We start from the raw sequence: 15,128 nt of genomic DNA on the forward strand, positions 1-15,128 counted from the left end.
TCTTCCTTACCTGTTGTGAGTGATGAGGCTGCGGGTGCCGAGGGTGATGCCGTCGGCGGATGAGGTGCTCGGGCCCGTGGGGCAGGGCCGATGCGGGGACGATGGTGCTGCCCGGGCGCCCTGCGGGGGTCTGGACAGCAGCAGTACGGCGACAGCGGCGAGTACCGCCACACATCCGGCGTACGACAGCGCCGCGGCCCGTAGTCCGAAGTCCGCTGCGAGGGCGCCCGCTCCGATGGCGGGCAGGCTCATCGCCAGGTAGCTGAGCACGTAGTAGGAGGCGAGCGTGCCGCTCTTCTCGTGTGGCGGAACGGAGGAGACGACCGCACGCAGCGCGCCCTGGGACACGGCTCCGAACCCGAGACCGGCCAGAGCCGCTCCGGCGAAGAGCAGCAGAGGGCTGCCGAGTAGGAGGGCGCCGATGGAGAGCGCGGCTGCGGGAATCACCGCGCCGCTGCCCAGGAGTGCGGAGTCACGGGCTGGTGTTCTGCGTGTGAGGTACACCGTGAGGGCGGCAACGGACGTCAGGGTGAAGAACACCAGGCCGCCCGTGTATGCGGGCCCTTCGGGGGAGACGAGTCGGGTGACGGCGGGGCCCAGGGACGAGTAGAAACCGCCCAGCGCCCAGACGGCGATGACGCCGGCCCCGTGGAGCAGGAGAGAGCGGCGGGCCGCGGGTGGCAGTGCCGGCTGCGGGCGCAGCGAGCGCAGTGCACCCGGGCGGGGGCTGACGGTCTCGGGTGTCCGGGCGAGCGCCGCGGCCTGCGTGGCGAACAAGGCCATCAGTACGACGTACACGGTGGTGGTCGGGCCGGGGGCGAAGTGCACCAGGAGGGTGGCCCCCATGACGCCGGCCGCCATGCCGGCGACCGGCGCGATGCTGTTGGTCAGGGCCGGACTGCCGGGCCGGGCTGGGCTCTCCAGGTCGAAGAGTGCCGCGCCGGCCGCGCTGGTGGCCGCGCCGGTGGCGAGGCCCTGCAGCACGCGGGCGCCGATCAGGGTGCTCAGGCCGCCTGCGGTCGCGAACAGTGCCATGGAGGCGATCTGGAGCGCGAGTGCACCGATGAGGACGGGGCGGCGTCCGACGTGGTCGGAGAGGGTGCCGGCCGTCAGCAGGGCGACCAGCAGAGCAACGGCGTAGGCGCTGAAGATCACGGTGATGTCGAGGGCGGAGAGCAGCCACTGGTCCTGGTAGCGGGAGTACAGAGGGGTCGGTGCGCTGGACGCGGCGAGCAGCGCGATCAGGATCGAGGCGTGCAGCACGAACGGCGAGCGCCCTGAAGGAGAGGTGCGGGGAGGGGCAAGGCTCGCGAAGGCGCTCTGCATGAAGATCCCTTCCGGGCTTAAGGCAATCGGTTTGCTTTAAGCCACCGTAGGACCTACGTTCATCTAAAGCAAACGCTTCGCTTTTAGGTGTTCGCCGGTCGGGCCGCCCTGTGGCCCGACGCGTCGCACGGAACCGGAAGGACACAGATGACCAGCGAACTCACTCCCCGGGAGGCCGCCCGTGGGGCGCTGCGGGCAGGTCTTCCACTCGGCGGCGACCGCCATGAAGGGGTAGCGGCGACGGCCAACTACATCCATTCCGTCATCTCGACGCTGCGCGAACTCGACTTCGGCGACACGCCCCCCGCCGCGGCCTACCGAGCCGGTCAGGAGAACGTCGATGCAACCGTTTGAGCTGTCACTCACCGAGGCCTCACGCGCGGTGCGTGCACGGGAGCTGTCCCCGGTCGAACTCACCGGCTCCGTACTCGATCGCATCGGCACGGTCGACGGACGCCTCGGCGCCTACGTCGACGTCGCCGCGTCCGCGGCCAGGGCCGCGGCCGTCCGCGCCGAACGGGAGATCGTCACCGGCGGACCCCGTGGGCCGCTGCACGGAATCCCGATGGGACTCAAGGACCTGATCGACGCCGAGGGGATGCCCACCACGGCAAGCTCGGACGTCCGGGCCGGGCACATCGCGCCACACGACAGCCACGTGGCCGAACGTCTCCGTGCCGCCGGAGCCGTCCTCCTGGGCAAGACGCACACACACGAGTTCGCCTACGGCCTCACCACCCCGCAGACGCACAACGCCTGGGACCACAGCCGTGTGGCCGGAGGGTCCAGTGGCGGATCGGCGGTAGCCGTCGCCTCGGGCGGGGCGACGTTCGCCATGGGCACGGACACGGGCGGCTCCATCAGGGTCCCCGCGGCGCTGAACGGTGTGGTGGGCCTCAAGCCGACCTACGGCCTCGTCTCCCGCTTCGGCGTCACCTCGCTGTCCTGGTCGCTGGACCATGTCGGCCCCCTCACCCGCACCGTCCAGGACGCGGCGCTGGTCCTGTCGGCCACGGAGGGACATGACCCGCGCGACCCGGCGAGTGTGACCGGTGTGCAGGCGGACTTCGTTGGAGGAAGGGACCTGAGAGGGCTGCGCGTCGGTGTGCCGAGCAACTACTACTTCGAGCGGGTGTCGCCCGAAGTCGAGGAGGCGGTGCGCCGGGCGATCGAGCGGCTGTCGGAGCTCGGGGCGGAACTCGTCGACGTCGAGATCCCGATGGCGCGGTACATCCAGGCCGTGCAGTGGGGGCTGATGGTTCCCGAGGCCACCGCCTACCACGAGCGTTCCCTGCGAGTCACCGCTGACCTGTACGCGCCGGATGTCCGCATCCTGCTGGAGGCCGGTGAACTCACCTCGGCGGGCGACTACCTTCGCGCCCAGCGGGCCCGCACGATGATGCGCGACGCCTGGGCCCGGATGTTCGCCGGGATCGACGTCCTGGCCGCTCCGACGGTTCCGATGACGGCCGCCGAAGCGGGTCAGGAAACCGTGGAATGGGCCGATGGCACCACCGAAGCGGTCTCCGACAGCTACGTACGGCTCTCCGCCCCGGCCAACATCACCGGTATACCGGCCCTCACCCTCCCGGTCGGCCACGACCGGGACAGCCTGCCGATCGGCATGCAGCTGATGGCACGGCCCTTCCGGGACGCGACGGTCCTGCGGGTGGGAGAGGCCTACGAGGCGACGGCCGCCGGCGCGGGGCGGCTCGCCCCGATCGCGGCCTGAAGCCCCGATGGACGTCCCGGGCGCGTCACGGCCGCCCGGGACGCCGGTGGCAGCACTCTCTGCTGGTCACCGGCATCGAACCACGCCGTCCTCAGGCGGTGGAACGGCCCCCGGGCGGGTGGGCGCCGACACACAACAGAACTACTAGAAGCAACGGATTCGCATTAAGGTGGTACGTATGAGCCCCAAGCAGCCCATGACCCGCCCCGGTGGGCGCAGCGCACGCGTACAGGAATCCGTCCATGCCGCGGTGCGTGAACTCGTCGGCGAGGTGGGCCGCGACGCGGTGACCGTCCCCATGGTGGCGGCACGGGCCGGTGTGACACCGTCCACGGTCTACCGTCGATGGGGCGATCTGCAGGAACTCCTGTCGGACGTAGCCGTGGAACGGCTGCGCCCCGAGACCGATCCGGCCGACCTCGGCAGCCTCCGGGCCGACCTCGACGCGTGGGCGGAGCAGTTCCTCGACGAGATGGGCTCCCCGTCAGGACGCGCCTACATCAGGGACGCGCTGCTCGGCGACCCGGACGGCAGCAACGCGGGCCAGTGCTCGGCGTACGCCGCGGAGCAGATCAACACCGTGCTGAACCGCGCGGTGCTGCGCGGGGAGCCGGTGCCCGACACGGAGCGGGTGATCGACCGCGTTGTGTCACCGATCATGTACCGCATCCTCTTCCGCCCCGGCCGTCAGGACGCCGGCTACGCACGCGAACTCGTGGCGGCCGCGCTGCACCGTTCCTGAAGCCCGGCCCCGGTGTCCACGGTGGACGCGGGCCGGGTTCCGGGCAGCCCACCGCCCACCGCGCAGACAGCCACTGGCAGTGACCGACAGCCGCGACTGTGCGGCCTCTCTCAGCGCCCAGGCCAGCGGTCGTGCTCGTGGCCGTCAGCCAGCGCGCAGCTGCGCGGCGCGGAGCCCGCTGGGGTTGCCAGGGCGGCGCCCTTACGGGGTGACGTCTCGGTGTCGTGAGGGTGGGCCTCGGCGGGTGGCGCTGGGGTGATCCGGTCAGGCGCCGGCGCCGCCGTCCACGGGCAGGATCGCGCCGGTCACGTAGGAGGCACGGTCGCTGAGCAGCCATGCGGCCGCCTCGGCGATCTGCCGGGGCTCACCCATCCGACCGAGCGGGATCGATTTGGTCATCTGCTCGACGATGCCGGGAGTCGCCGCCTCCCAGGTGGCGATCATCTCCGTGGAGGTGCCGCCGGGGGTGATGCCGTTGACCCGGATGCGGTCACCGGCCCAGTTCACCGCGGCGGTCTCGGTGAGGCTGTTGAGCGCGCGCTTCATGGCGCCGTAGGCGGGCAGGGCCGGGTTCGCGCGACGACTGCCGATACTGGACGTGTTGACGATCGCCCCGCCGCCGTTCTTCCGCATGAGAGCGGCCTGGGCGTTCATGGCGGTCCAGTGCGCGCGGAAGTTCACGGCGAACTGCTCGTCGATGTCCGCGTCGCTGGTGGTGTGGACCGGGCCGAACTGCTGCTGGGGAGCCGCACCGTTGTTGAAGGCGCCATCCAGTCGTCCGTGCAGCTTTTCGACCTGGTCGACGGCGGCGCGGATGCTCGCGCTGTCGACGAGGTCCAGGGTGACGGCGTCGGCGGTCCCGCCGACGGCACGGATCTCCTTCACTACGGCCTCCAGGGCATCGGTACTGCGCGCGGCGAGCACGACGGCGGCGCCCTCGGCAGCGAAGAGCCGGGCCGCGGCCGCGCCGATGCCGCGGCTGGCGCCGGTGATGAAGATGACCTTGCCGGTGAGCAGGCCGACGGGTGCGGTGTTCGTGGTGTTCCTGGTGTTCGTGGTGTTCGTCATGGCGCTAGTGTCCGGCCGTCCTCCGGCCGGATACAGGCACAAGCAGTACTACGATCCGCCGCCGGGCGGCGCGCACACTGGTCGTATGGACAAACAGGAGCTCGGGGCATTCCTTCGCAGTCGCCGCGAGCGGCTCCGCCCGCACGACGTCGGCCTCCCCTCCAGCCCGCGGCGCCGCACACCAGGTCTGCGCCGCGAGGAAGTGGCCGTCCTCGCGCACATCTCCACCGAGTACTACATCCGCCTCGAACAGGGCAGGGCGCCACGCCCCTCGGGCGATGTCCTGGCCGCGATCTCCGACGCCCTGCGGCTCACCGAGGCCGAGTCCGGCCACCTCCACGTCCTCTCCGGCACCGCGCCGAACCGCACCGGACTACACCGGCGCGACGTCCGCCCCAGTGTCCTCGCGCTCCTGGAGCGGCTCCCGCAGACGGCCGGCATCGTGATGTCCGCGGCCTGCGAGGTCCTGGCCTGGAACGACCTGGCGGCCGCGCTCATGAAGGACTTCGCTCCGCTCACCCCCGAGGAGCGCAACCTCGCACGCCAGGCCTTCCCCGGACCACGACCCACCGAGACGACGCTGTACGGGGTCTCCGACGCCGCCGACTTCCGGGCGAGCGTCGTGATGCAGCTCCACACCACCCTCGCCCGCTACCCCACCGATCCTGCGGTGACCGGCCTCGTCGACGATCTCCGCGACCGAAGCCCCGACTTCGCCCGGCTCTGGGAACGCCACGACGTACAGCCCGCACCGACGCTCACCAAGACCTTCCGTCACCCGATCGTCGGTGACGTCACCGTCGACTGCGACACCCTCACCCTCACCGAGCGCGATCAGCATCTCGTGCTCTACAGTGCACCGCCGGGATCCCCTGACGCCGAGGCGCTGGCTCTTCTGAACGTCCTCGGCACCCAGGCAAGCGACTATCTGCACTAGCGTTACGGCCGACCACGCCGGACACCGCCGCCGACAGGGTGACGTCCCGCTTCTTTTCGGCCGTGGTCTCCTCAGCCGGCACCGCCACCGGAAGTGTCCGCCTCGAACTCGGCCGAAGTCATCCGGGGGCGGGCATGGCGGAGTCCATCGGTATCAGGCGGCTCGTCCGAGGCCGGCGAGGGTCAGGTCCTGCTCACGCGCCGCGGTGAAGCCGACTTCGAGCGCACTCCCGCATGCTGGCGGCCCCACGGCGGGGCGGCCCGAGCACGTACCGGCGTGGGTGCACGAGCTGCTCGCCCCTCCTTCGGATCCCCGCGTTCGTCGAAGGGTGCGCCTTCGGCGTGCTGGCCTCCAACACCATGGCAGTAGTGCTCTCCCCCGCCTGCGGCCCGGCCGGAACCGGCTTCGTTCTCTCCTTCTCGACTCTTCGGCCCCGTCCAGTCAGCGGTTCCGCACCCGGTGGGCCCGCCACGACGTCCGCAGTCCCGACGGAGGAACGACCACGGTCCACGACGCTGTCGTCGGTGAACTACGCCTCCACCGCGACAGGCTCCCCGGCGACGACGTCACCCTCGTCGTCTGCTACCCCGGTAAGGACAGCGGCAGCGACGAAAGGCTGCCGCTTCTCGCAGCGCTCTCGCACACCGCCGAATGGCTTCTCGGGTCCTCTTCCAGGGGCACGTGCCGGGTGCTGGGGCCTTCGTCGGTCGCGTGCGCGCGACGCTCGCCGGAGTGCGTGGAGGGTCATGTCGACGATGGCGCGGAGCTGCTTCGGGCTCGCCCCCGCTCTGCCCGTGACCGCCGGAGACCGGTTCACGGCTGCCGTGTGTACGGCGAAGGCTTCGGTGTCCTGGACGGAGAGTCGGCCGGGTTTTCAGCGCGGCGGGCAGACGTTGGTGTCGGAAGCCGAGCGCTGTGCCTGAGTTCGCCTCCGCTCACTGGGTGCCGGGGCCCTCGGTGCACAGTGCGAGGCAGCACCTGCCATTCGCAGCCGCGCGAAGTCGCCCCCGGGAAGTCGGAGGATTCCGGCTGCCGCTACCCGGTGCTCGGCGACCCGCCGGTCGCCCGCCCGCTCCGGGATCGTGAGCTGCGCACCGGAGTCGTCCCGGTGTCGCCCGGTGGCACCGACAGTGCGCCTGTCGGTGAGGCCGCGCTGGACGCTCCTCGCGCCCGGCGAGGCCAAGTGGCCTGAACCGGCCTGTGCGAGCCGTTCGTCGGCCGGGAGCCTCCCTTGGACTGGGAGAATGATCAACCGTGCTTGGACATGGCCGTGGCGGCGGACGTCACGAGCCTGTCCGGAGGCTGTGTACGAAGGGGAGGGCAGGGGATGAAGGGCAGATTGCGGACTCGGTTCAGGTATTGGTTCGACGGCACCATGGACAGGGGGACGCCGGCACTGATCAGTTGGTTGGCGCTCTCTTCGGTCATGCTCATCGCGATGGCTTCGACCCTGGTAGTCCTGTTCACGGACACCGACGCGGAGAGCAACGGCGGCTGGCTGGGTGTCGCCTGGATGAGCCTCTTGCGGACGCTCGACGCCGGCACCATGGGCGGAGACACCGGCGGCCCAGTGTTCCTGGGTCTGATGCTGGCGGTGACGCTCGGAGGCATCTTCATCGTCAGTGCGCTCATCGGTGTTCTGACCGCCGGTCTGAACCAGAAGCTCCAGGAGTTGCGCAAGGGCCGATCACAGCTCATCGAGCGCGGGCACACCATCGTTCTCGGCTGGTCGGATCAGGTCTTCACCGTGGTCTCCGAGCTCGTCGAGGCGAATCAGAGCGAGCGCCGCTCGTGTGTGGTGATTCTCGCGGATCGGGACAAGATCTTCATGGAGGACTCGATCCGGGCCCGCATCCCCGACACCGGCAACACACGCGTCATCTGCCGCTCCGGAAACCCTCTCGTGCGGGCGGACCTGGAGCTGGTCAGTCCGGACACAGCCAAGTCGATCATGGTGCTGCCGCCTGAGGGCACCGACCGCGACATCGACGTCATCAAAGCCCTCCTCCTGCTGCACAGCCGACAGTGGACCGGAAGCCGGCCGCACGTCGTCTCCGCCGTGCACGACTCGGAAAACCTCGCAGCGGCTCAACTGGCCGCCGGTGAGCATGCTCTGGTGATCGACGCCGAGGACATCGCGGTCCGCCTCATCGCGCAGGCGCACCGCCAGACGGGCCTCTCGGCCGTCTTCAACGAACTGCTGAGCTTCATCGGCAACGAGTTCTACTTCTACGTCGAACCCGCCCTGGTGGGTTCGACGTACGGGCAGGCCCTGCACGCCTTCGAACTCGGCATTCCCGTCGGGCTGCGCAACGCCGTGGGGGACGTGCTGGTCAATCCGCCGATGGACAGCGTGATCGGCCCCGGGGACCAGATTCTCGTCGTCGCCGAAGACGATCTGCTCATCCGCCTCCGTGAGGCCCGCCCGACGATCGTCGAGTCGGCGATCACGTCGGCTTCGGTGCGGTCGCCGACGCTCGACCGAACCATACTGATCGGCGAGAACTCCCGTACCAGGAAGCTGGTCAGGCTGCTGGACAGCTTCGTTCAACCCGGTTCGACGCTTGACATAGCCGCGTCACGACAGCCGGATACAGGGATGGGCGAGACGCTCGTCAACCTGACACTGGGATTCAAGGTGTGCGAGCCCACTCGGAGGTCCTCGCTGGAGGCCCTGGACCTGGGCAGCTACCAGCACATCGTCGTACTCTCGGACGACACCATGGCACCCGGCCCCTCGGACGACCGGACCCTGGTGACCCTGCTGCACCTGCGGGACATCGAGGAGGCGCTCGGTGACCCGTACTCGATCGTCACGGAGATGAACGACGACGCGAACCGTGAGGTCGCCCAGGTCACCAAGGCCGACGACTTCATCGTGAGCACGAAGGTGATCAGCCTGCTGCTGACCCAGCTGACCGAGAACCGCCACCTGCATGCTGTGTTCACCGATCTGTTCAATCCGGAAGGCTCGGAGATCTACCTCAAACCGGCGCCCAACTACGTGGTCCCCGGAGCCGAGGCCAATTTCTCCACGGTGATCGAGGCCGCACGGCGCCGTGGGGAGACCGCCATCGGGTATCGGCTCGCCGAGCACAACGAGACACCTCCCCACTACGGGATCTTCCTCAATCCGTCCCGAAGTGCCCCGCTCGTACTCGGCTCGAAGGACGCGGTCGTCGTCTTCGCCGAAGAGGAGGCCACCGCGGTCGACGACGACGGAGGCAGCAGGTAGCCCGGTGGCGGTCGAGCTCCGTCCACAAGGCCGGGGCAAGCGCGGTGGGCGGTAGAGATCTTTCGGGTTGATCGCGTGCGGATCACCGCCGGAGTCCCGGTCCTGGACCCCTGAGGGGCCTTCACCGGGGTGGCTGCGCGGCGACGCTGCCTCCCACATCACAAGCCATGCCCTCTACCGAGCTGTTCCGGCCTCAGGTCGAGGATGGCGTTGCTGGTGGTTCCGGCTGTCGCACGTTGTGAAAGTCGGCCCTCCGGTGCCGACTGTGACGGGCGCGATCGACTGCGGAGCGAGCAGAATCACTGCCTGGGCGGGACGTCCGAATGTCTCAGGGGACGTTGTTTCACGATGTCTTGGGCAGCCCATCTGCCCGTCTCGACCCGTCTCGACCCGTCTCGGCCCGTTCGGCATGTCCCGGCTCGCTCGGCACGTCTCGGCATGTCGACCGCGGTGGCTTTTGATGTCCTTCGCCGCTTGTCCTTTCACCATGGAAAGAGGAAAGGCGCCGTTGTCGTCGGAGCTCAGCTGCGCGTCTGCGCAGGTGACCCTTCCCTGTGACTGCTGTGGTCGTGCACGGGGTCGGCGCCCGGCCCGTGGCGGAGCCGGAGGCTGATCAGCGCGGTGACGGTGAAGGCGGTGACGTGGTAAATCATGGCGTGCCGGAACGCGGCGTCGGCGTCAGAGGCGGGGGCGTAGTAGGCGAGTCCGGCCACGGTCACGCCGATGGATCCGCCGAGCTGCTGTGCTGTGGGCAGCAGTCCGGAGACCGAACCGGCGGCGGGGCCGTGCACCTGGGCCAGGACCAGGGTGAATACCGATGCGGTGAAGGCCCCGAACGCGGCTCCGCCGACGGCCAGCACGGGCAGGGCCGCCTGACGTCCCGCCGCCGAACCGATGAGCGGGGCAATCGCCAGGCACATCCCGGCCAGCACCAGGGACGCGGCGGTGAGCACCGTCGGCCCGTGCCGACGGATGAGAACGGGCGCGGCTCTGCTGCCAAGAACGGCGGCGGCAGCGAACGGTGCCGACGTCAGAGCGGCCGCCGGGGCCGAGTATCCGACGGTGGACTGAAGGTGGAGGAAGAGCAGGTAGGTGAAGGAGGGCACCCCCGTGTTGAACGCGAACACCAGCAGTATGCCCCTGCGTGCCGACCGGTCACGCAGCACCGCGGGATGGATGAGCGGGTCAGGCCGGTACGGGAGGCTTCGGACGAAGTAGGCGAGGGCGGCCACAGCCACGGCGAAACCGGCCCACGTCCACCAGGGCCAGCCTGCTTCCCGCCCCAGCGCCAGGGGCAGGATCAGCGCACCGGCTCCTACGGTGACCAGCAGCGCACCCAGCTTGTCGACGCGGAGTCCGTCAGCCCCGCGGGTGCGGGGCAGCACGGTGGCTCCGGCCAACGAGGCGAGCGCCACCGGCACGGCGAGGAGCATGATCGGCCGCCAGCCGAGGCCGAAGAGATCGGCACTGAGGACGAGGCCGCCGATCAGTGGGCCGGCCAGCGACGCGACGGCCATGGTGGCGCCGTACAGACCAAGGGCGCGCGGCCGGCGCGCCGCGGGGGTGACGGCTGGGATGAGCGACAGGACCTGAGGGGCGACCAGGCCACTGCCCCCGCCCTGCACCAGCCGGGCCGCGATCAGCCACGCGGTGTCCGGGGCACACGCTCCGGCCACCGAGCCTGCGATGAAGACCACGGTGCCGGCCATGAACAGCCGACGGTAGCCGTAGCGCTCGCCCAGCCGCGCTGCGGGGATGAGCAGGCACGCGTACGTCAGGGTGTATCCGGCCAGGACCAGTTGCACGGCGCCAGGACCGGCGCCCAGAGCGGTCTGGATCGCTGGAGCGGCGACTTGGGCGACAGTGACGTTGAGGAGTTGTACGAAGGTGGCGCTGAGCAGGACGGGCAGCACGAGGCGTCCGCCGCTCACGGCAGCAAACCTGCGGCAAGCTCGAGAGGCCGGGCGGCGAACGGACTGTGGCTGCCGGGAAGTGTGCGCACGGTGAACGAGTTGCCGGGCACGGCCCGGTCGGCTTCCGCGATCATCAGATCCTGCACGGCCGTCGGCAGCGCCCGGTCGTCGGCGCAGCGTAGAAAGGTACGCGGGATACGCCCCCACCGTCCCGGAGTCACGATGACCGGTGTGGTGGGGATGGCCAGCGGCAGATCGGGGCTCAGTGCCGAGCGCCAGCGGTCGAAGCGATCCGGAGGGGTGTCGTGGTAGTGGGTCTGCCGCAGTTCCTCGACGTAGGCGGGGTCCGATGAGAGCGGGTTGATCCGCACGGCACCCAGTTCCCAGGGGTCGCCGAGGTTGAGGTTCTGGCCTCGTGCCGTGGCGTTCTCGGGCGAGCCGAGGTAGTCGAAGAATCGTGGCCGTCCGGCGGGTACGAAGGCGGTGAGGTAGACGATTTCGTCGACGAGTTCGGGTGCCCGCTCGGCGGCCAGTGAGGCGGGGCCGCCGCCCGCACTGTGTGCGACCAGCACGACACGGCTGTGGTGGCGGGCCTGGCGCAGCGTGTCCAGCACGGCCGCCGCGCAGTCGTCCATCGTCGTGGCGGCGAGTGCGGACTTCTCGGTGAGCAGGCCCGGCTGGCCCGGCTGGAGGTATCCGCTGGGCAGCGGTGCGCCGAAGCCGTGCCCCGGCAGGTCGACGGCCATGCTCGCGGCACCGAGTCCGGCGAGTGCGCGCTGTGTGGCCGCCCATTGTCCGGAGCTGTGCCAGGCCCCGTGTACGAAGACGAAGACGGTGTCCCAGGAGGAAGAATCAGTCATGACCACATTCCATGCGGCCTGCCCTCCGTCATCCAGTGAAAGATCTGACAAGGTGGCTGGTGATACTTATGGGGTATGGCGGGAGGGTGGCATGGAAGCGCGGCACCTGAGGTACGCATTGGCCCTCGCCGAACACGAGCACTTCGGCCGGACGGCGGCTGCGCTGGGCATCGCGCAGCCTCCGCTGTCCAGGCAGATCGCCGACCTTGAACGCGAGGTGGGCACCCGCTTGTTCGATCGCACCCGCCAGGGGGTGTTCCCGACGGCAGCGGGTGCGGCCTTCCTCTCCCGGGCGCGCAGGGCGCTCGACGAGATCAGGGCGGCCTCGGTCGACGCGGCCAGGGCAGCACGCGGCGAGACAGGCCGGCTGCGCCTGGGGTTCATCGCCTCGGCGCTCCTCGAACCCCTGCCGGACGTCCTTGGCCGGTTCGGCCGTGAGCGGCCGGAGGTGCGGCTGGAACTGCACGAGATGGCGACCAACCGCAGCACGGCCGCACTGGTCGCCGGCGAACTGGACGTGGCGATCGGCCTCGGCCGGCCGCGGGGCGTGGGGGCCGAGCAGTTGGTATCGGTGCCGATCGGGCACGACCACCTGGTCGCGGTCGTGAGCAACACGCACCCCTACGCGGGTCAGCCGTCGGTGGACGTGGACCGGCTGCGGCAACAGCCGCTGATCGTGGCGCCGGGCGAGGACGAGCCCGCAGTCGCCACCGGGCTGCGGAAACTTCTGGGCAAGGACTCCTCAGCGCTCTCCGGCGCCACCGTCGCGAGGGACGTCCACACGATCATCGGTCTCGCCGCATGTGGTGTGGGCGTCGGTCTGGGGCCCTCCCGCATGCTGGCGGCCCCACGACGGGGCACGTGGTTCTGCGAGGTCACCCCGCGCACTCCCCTGCCCGATCTGGTTCTGTCTTTCAGCGCCCGGGACCGTTCCCCGGCACTGAACGCATTCCTCGACGTCATCCGCACGAACTGCCCCGATGTCGGTGCCGCACTCGACCAACGGCTCGGTCCGCGAACGCCACAAGAGCAAACGGATCGCGATTCGGCCTCTACCTGAGTTCAGCCTCACCAAAGGAGTGGGAGAAGACCGGGCCTGACACGTCGCCACGGTCAGCGGACGGAGCGACACCGAACCCGAGCAACGCCACCTCAAGACATCTCAGCCAAATGCCCCGAGATCGCGGCCCTCACCCGTCACGTCCGGTCGTTCGCGACCGTGCCGACCAAGCACCTGGGCAAGCACCGGACTGGCTCGATGCCGTCCGGCAGGACGACCTCCCCAGCCTCCACACCCGCGCCACGGGACTCGAACGCGACCGGGACGCTGTCATCTCCGCCTCCGACCTGGCCCTGCCCTGGAACTCAGGCGTTGCCGAAGGACATGTCAACAAGATCAAAATACTCAAGCGCCAGATGTTCGGGTCGTGCGGGCTTCACTCCTGCGGAGACGGGTTCACTCCTGCGGAAACGGTTCTCATGTCCGGAAAAGCGAACGAGGCGACGTCCGGTCAGCGGCCGGAGAGGCAATCGGGTGTCCGGCCGTCCGCATGGTCAGGCTTCCGGTGCGAAGAGCGTGATCGCGTCGACGAGGTCGGCCGGGGCTTCCAGCGGCATCAGGTGACCCGTGTTCGGGATGACCATGAAGCCGGCTCCGGAAAGGTAGGGCACCAGATTGTCGCGGAGCACACCGACGGGCTCGACCTGGTCGTTCTCTCCGGCCACGACGAGGGCTGGGACACCGATCATGAGGGTGTGCCTGGAAATGTCCTCCGCGATGCCGCGCAGTGGCCATTCCGTGCGGGCGGCACCGGCGCTGGCTCGCGAGTCGGTCGCGACTCGGGACTTGATCGATTCGGGCAGTTCGGTCGCGGTGAGGACGTGGTCCCGTGCGCCGGCGACGGACTCGTCGGAGTCGTAGGCGTGGGAAAGGCCTTCGCGGTACTCGGCGGTGATCCCCTCGGAGGGCTTCGCCGGACCGGATCCGACGAGGACGATCCCACGGAGGCCCGCGGGCCGGGTAGAGGCGACCAGCTGCGCGACCTTGCCCCCCATGGAGTGTCCGACGAGGACGTAGTCCGTGAGGCCCGCGTCGGCGATGACGGCGAGCGTGTCGTCCGCGAGCTGACGGAGCGTGTAGGGGCCGGGCAGGCCGCTCGACCGGCTCCACCCACGGAAGTCGACAGTGAGCACGTCGCGACTGGGGAGACGGTCGACGACCAGGTCCCAGGTACGGCCGGAACCGCCCCAGTAGTGCAGGAACACCAGGGTCGGTCCGACCCCCGCGCGGTGGTCGTAGGTGGGCAGAAGTGGCTGCTGTGTCGTGTTCGTCATGGCTCTCTCTCGATCACTTCGCTGGGGCGGTTTCTCCTCTTTCATTGAATCTCCTCAGCGGTTTCCGGGCATCGGCGCGACTGGTCGCCCGATGGTGGAAACTGGACACATGACCGTGATCCGGCAGATGACCTACCAGCCCGCCGGGCACCGTGCTGCCGCTGTCGAGATGCTGACGTTCGAGCGCCTTCGCGAGCTGAACGACAGCGGGACACAGCGCGCCGACTTCCACGTCCTCGCCCTCGTCGACGCCGGGCGCGGAGCAGTCACGGTGGACTTCCTCCGGCGGCCGCTCAGGGAACGGTCCGCCGTATGGATCGCCCCTGGAGCGGTACACCGATGGGACGACATCGCCGACCTCACAGGAGACCTGGTGCTGTTCGTCCCGACCGCGCCGGTCACCCACGCCACCCGGGAGCTGGTCGCGTCCCCGGACCTGGTCGCGCAGTGGAGCGTCCCCGATGCCGACTGGCCTTTCGTCGACGCTGCGCGCGGCCACCTCCTCCTCGAAGCGTCCGCCGCACCCGGGGGCACCGCGGCGGAGGTGCCCGAGATCCTGCTCTCCGCACTTATCGCCCGACTCCGGCCACCGCAGATCGACGCGCGGCCGGCAAACCCGGTATTCCGACTGTTCCGGACCGCCGTCGAAGCGCACTTCCGGGAACACCACGACGCCAGCTATTACGCCCGCGCACTGGGATATGCGCCCCGCACCCTCTCAAGAGCGGTGCAGCAAGCCACCGGACGCACCGCGAAGGCGTACATCGTCGACCGGATCGTCCTGGAGGCAAAACGGCTCCTCGCACACGACCGCCTCACCGCGGCCCGCTGCGCCAGCGGACTCGGCTTCCCCGACGCATCCAACTTCTCGGCGTTCTTCCGTACGGCGACGGGCGTGCCCCCAGGCGCATGGCAGGCGACGGTAGGAACCTACGTGTGAGGCCCTATCGCTCTGCCCATCGTCGTCGACAGGGAGAGCGA

At 69.6% G+C, this 15,128-nt stretch carries 12 protein-coding genes and 1 pseudogene; 8 read left to right on the forward strand and 5 right to left on the reverse strand.

Features of this window, described 5'->3' with window-relative positions; translation table 11 throughout:
• Positions 1-6 precede the first annotated feature (6 nt).
• Positions 7-1,326, reverse strand: a complete 1,320-nt coding sequence (locus ACFVS9_RS17670) for an MFS transporter (protein ID WP_389933263.1) — start codon at positions 1,324-1,326, stop codon at positions 7-9.
• A 147-nt stretch (positions 1,327-1,473) separates the two neighbouring features.
• Here ACFVS9_RS17670 and ACFVS9_RS17675 point away from each other — a divergent pair, with 147 nt between their 5' ends.
• The 3 genes from ACFVS9_RS17675 to ACFVS9_RS17685 all read left to right on the forward strand — a co-directional run bounded on the left by ACFVS9_RS17675 (position 1,474) and on the right by ACFVS9_RS17685 (position 3,800).
• A complete protein-coding gene (locus ACFVS9_RS17675; RefSeq protein WP_383112949.1) occupies positions 1,474-1,680 on the forward strand; it encodes a hypothetical protein in 207 nt (68 codons plus the stop codon).
• Entirely contained in the window at positions 1,667-3,058 is a 1,392-nt protein-coding gene (locus tag ACFVS9_RS17680; protein WP_389933266.1) for an amidase, read from the forward strand. Before ACFVS9_RS17675 ends, ACFVS9_RS17680 begins: the two co-directional genes overlap by 14 nt.
• A gap of 178 nt (positions 3,059-3,236) precedes the next feature.
• Positions 3,237-3,800 (forward strand): TetR/AcrR family transcriptional regulator, encoded by a 564-nt coding sequence (locus ACFVS9_RS17685; protein WP_389933270.1) that lies wholly within the window; start codon positions 3,237-3,239, stop codon positions 3,798-3,800.
• Between the two features lie 264 nt (positions 3,801-4,064).
• Here the strand turns inward: ACFVS9_RS17685 and ACFVS9_RS17690 are convergent, their stop codons facing one another.
• Entirely contained in the window at positions 4,065-4,868 is an 804-nt protein-coding gene (locus tag ACFVS9_RS17690; RefSeq protein ID WP_389933273.1) for an SDR family NAD(P)-dependent oxidoreductase, read from the reverse strand.
• A gap of 85 nt (positions 4,869-4,953) precedes the next feature.
• On the opposite strand from ACFVS9_RS17690, the gene ACFVS9_RS17695 reads away from it, so the two are divergent.
• From ACFVS9_RS17695 to ACFVS9_RS17705, 3 genes and pseudogenes are all read left to right on the forward strand, one after another.
• On the forward strand, positions 4,954-5,805 hold the full coding sequence (locus tag ACFVS9_RS17695) for a helix-turn-helix transcriptional regulator (RefSeq protein ID WP_389933276.1): 852 nt from the start codon (positions 4,954-4,956) through the stop codon (positions 5,803-5,805).
• Between the two features lie 244 nt (positions 5,806-6,049).
• Positions 6,050-6,451, forward strand: a pseudogene (locus ACFVS9_RS17700) (transcriptional regulator); the annotation flags it as partial.
• 792 nt (positions 6,452-7,243) lie between these two features.
• Complete coding sequence (locus ACFVS9_RS17705) at positions 7,244-9,040, forward strand: potassium transporter TrkA (protein WP_389933279.1); 1,797 nt, start codon at positions 7,244-7,246, stop codon at positions 9,038-9,040.
• 521 nt (positions 9,041-9,561) lie between these two features.
• On the opposite strand, the gene ACFVS9_RS17710 is transcribed toward ACFVS9_RS17705, so the two are convergent.
• Together ACFVS9_RS17710 and ACFVS9_RS17715 are read right to left on the reverse strand one after the other, a co-directional pair.
• The gene (locus tag ACFVS9_RS17710) at positions 9,562-10,971 is read right to left on the reverse strand and encodes an MFS transporter (RefSeq protein ID WP_389933281.1); all 1,410 of its coding nucleotides are present in this window, start codon (positions 10,969-10,971) and stop codon (positions 9,562-9,564) included.
• Positions 10,968-11,813 carry an alpha/beta fold hydrolase gene (locus ACFVS9_RS17715; protein WP_389933284.1) on the reverse strand — a complete coding sequence of 282 codons (846 nt, stop codon included), beginning with the start codon at positions 11,811-11,813 and terminating at the stop codon, positions 10,968-10,970. The genes ACFVS9_RS17710 and ACFVS9_RS17715 overlap by 4 nt, the downstream gene beginning before the upstream one ends.
• Positions 11,814-11,904: 91 nt before the next feature.
• Here ACFVS9_RS17715 and ACFVS9_RS17720 point away from each other — a divergent pair, with 91 nt between their 5' ends.
• Positions 11,905-12,873, forward strand: a complete 969-nt coding sequence (locus tag ACFVS9_RS17720; RefSeq protein ID WP_389933599.1) for a LysR family transcriptional regulator — start codon at positions 11,905-11,907, stop codon at positions 12,871-12,873.
• 494 nt (positions 12,874-13,367) lie between these two features.
• Here the strand turns inward: ACFVS9_RS17720 and ACFVS9_RS17725 are convergent, their stop codons facing one another.
• Complete coding sequence (locus ACFVS9_RS17725) at positions 13,368-14,147, reverse strand: alpha/beta fold hydrolase (protein ID WP_389933287.1); 780 nt, start codon at positions 14,145-14,147, stop codon at positions 13,368-13,370.
• A 109-nt stretch (positions 14,148-14,256) separates the two neighbouring features.
• On the opposite strand from ACFVS9_RS17725, the gene ACFVS9_RS17730 reads away from it, so the two are divergent.
• The gene (locus ACFVS9_RS17730) at positions 14,257-15,087 is read left to right on the forward strand and encodes a helix-turn-helix domain-containing protein (protein WP_389933290.1); all 831 of its coding nucleotides are present in this window, start codon (positions 14,257-14,259) and stop codon (positions 15,085-15,087) included.
• The last annotated feature ends 41 nt before the right edge of the window (positions 15,088-15,128 follow it).

It is taken from the genome of Streptomyces sp. NPDC058008, assembly GCF_042886395.1.
In the GTDB taxonomy this organism is placed as follows: Bacteria; Actinomycetota; Actinomycetes; order Streptomycetales; family Streptomycetaceae; genus Streptomyces.

Excerpts from the sequence above, each read along its gene's own strand:
- ACFVS9_RS17715 (WP_389933284.1), bottom strand. The coding sequence starts at position 11,813 with ATGACTGATTCTTCCTCCTGGGACACCGTCTTCGTCTTCGTACACGGG.
- ACFVS9_RS17680 (WP_389933266.1), top strand. The coding sequence starts at position 1,667 with ATGCAACCGTTTGAGCTGTCACTCACCGAGGCCTCACGCGCGGTGCGT.
- ACFVS9_RS17690 (WP_389933273.1), bottom strand. The coding sequence starts at position 4,868 with ATGACGAACACCACGAACACCAGGAACACCACGAACACCGCACCCGTC.
- ACFVS9_RS17720 (WP_389933599.1), top strand. The coding sequence starts at position 11,905 with ATGGAAGCGCGGCACCTGAGGTACGCATTGGCCCTCGCCGAACACGAG.
- ACFVS9_RS17675 (WP_383112949.1), top strand. The coding sequence starts at position 1,474 with ATGACCAGCGAACTCACTCCCCGGGAGGCCGCCCGTGGGGCGCTGCGG.
- ACFVS9_RS17705 (WP_389933279.1), top strand. The coding sequence starts at position 7,244 with ATGGCTTCGACCCTGGTAGTCCTGTTCACGGACACCGACGCGGAGAGC.
- ACFVS9_RS17730 (WP_389933290.1), top strand. The coding sequence starts at position 14,257 with ATGACCGTGATCCGGCAGATGACCTACCAGCCCGCCGGGCACCGTGCT.
- ACFVS9_RS17670 (WP_389933263.1), bottom strand. The coding sequence starts at position 1,326 with ATGCAGAGCGCCTTCGCGAGCCTTGCCCCTCCCCGCACCTCTCCTTCA.
- ACFVS9_RS17685 (WP_389933270.1), top strand. The coding sequence starts at position 3,237 with ATGAGCCCCAAGCAGCCCATGACCCGCCCCGGTGGGCGCAGCGCACGC.
- ACFVS9_RS17695 (WP_389933276.1), top strand. The coding sequence starts at position 4,954 with ATGGACAAACAGGAGCTCGGGGCATTCCTTCGCAGTCGCCGCGAGCGG.
- ACFVS9_RS17725 (WP_389933287.1), bottom strand. The coding sequence starts at position 14,147 with ATGACGAACACGACACAGCAGCCACTTCTGCCCACCTACGACCACCGC.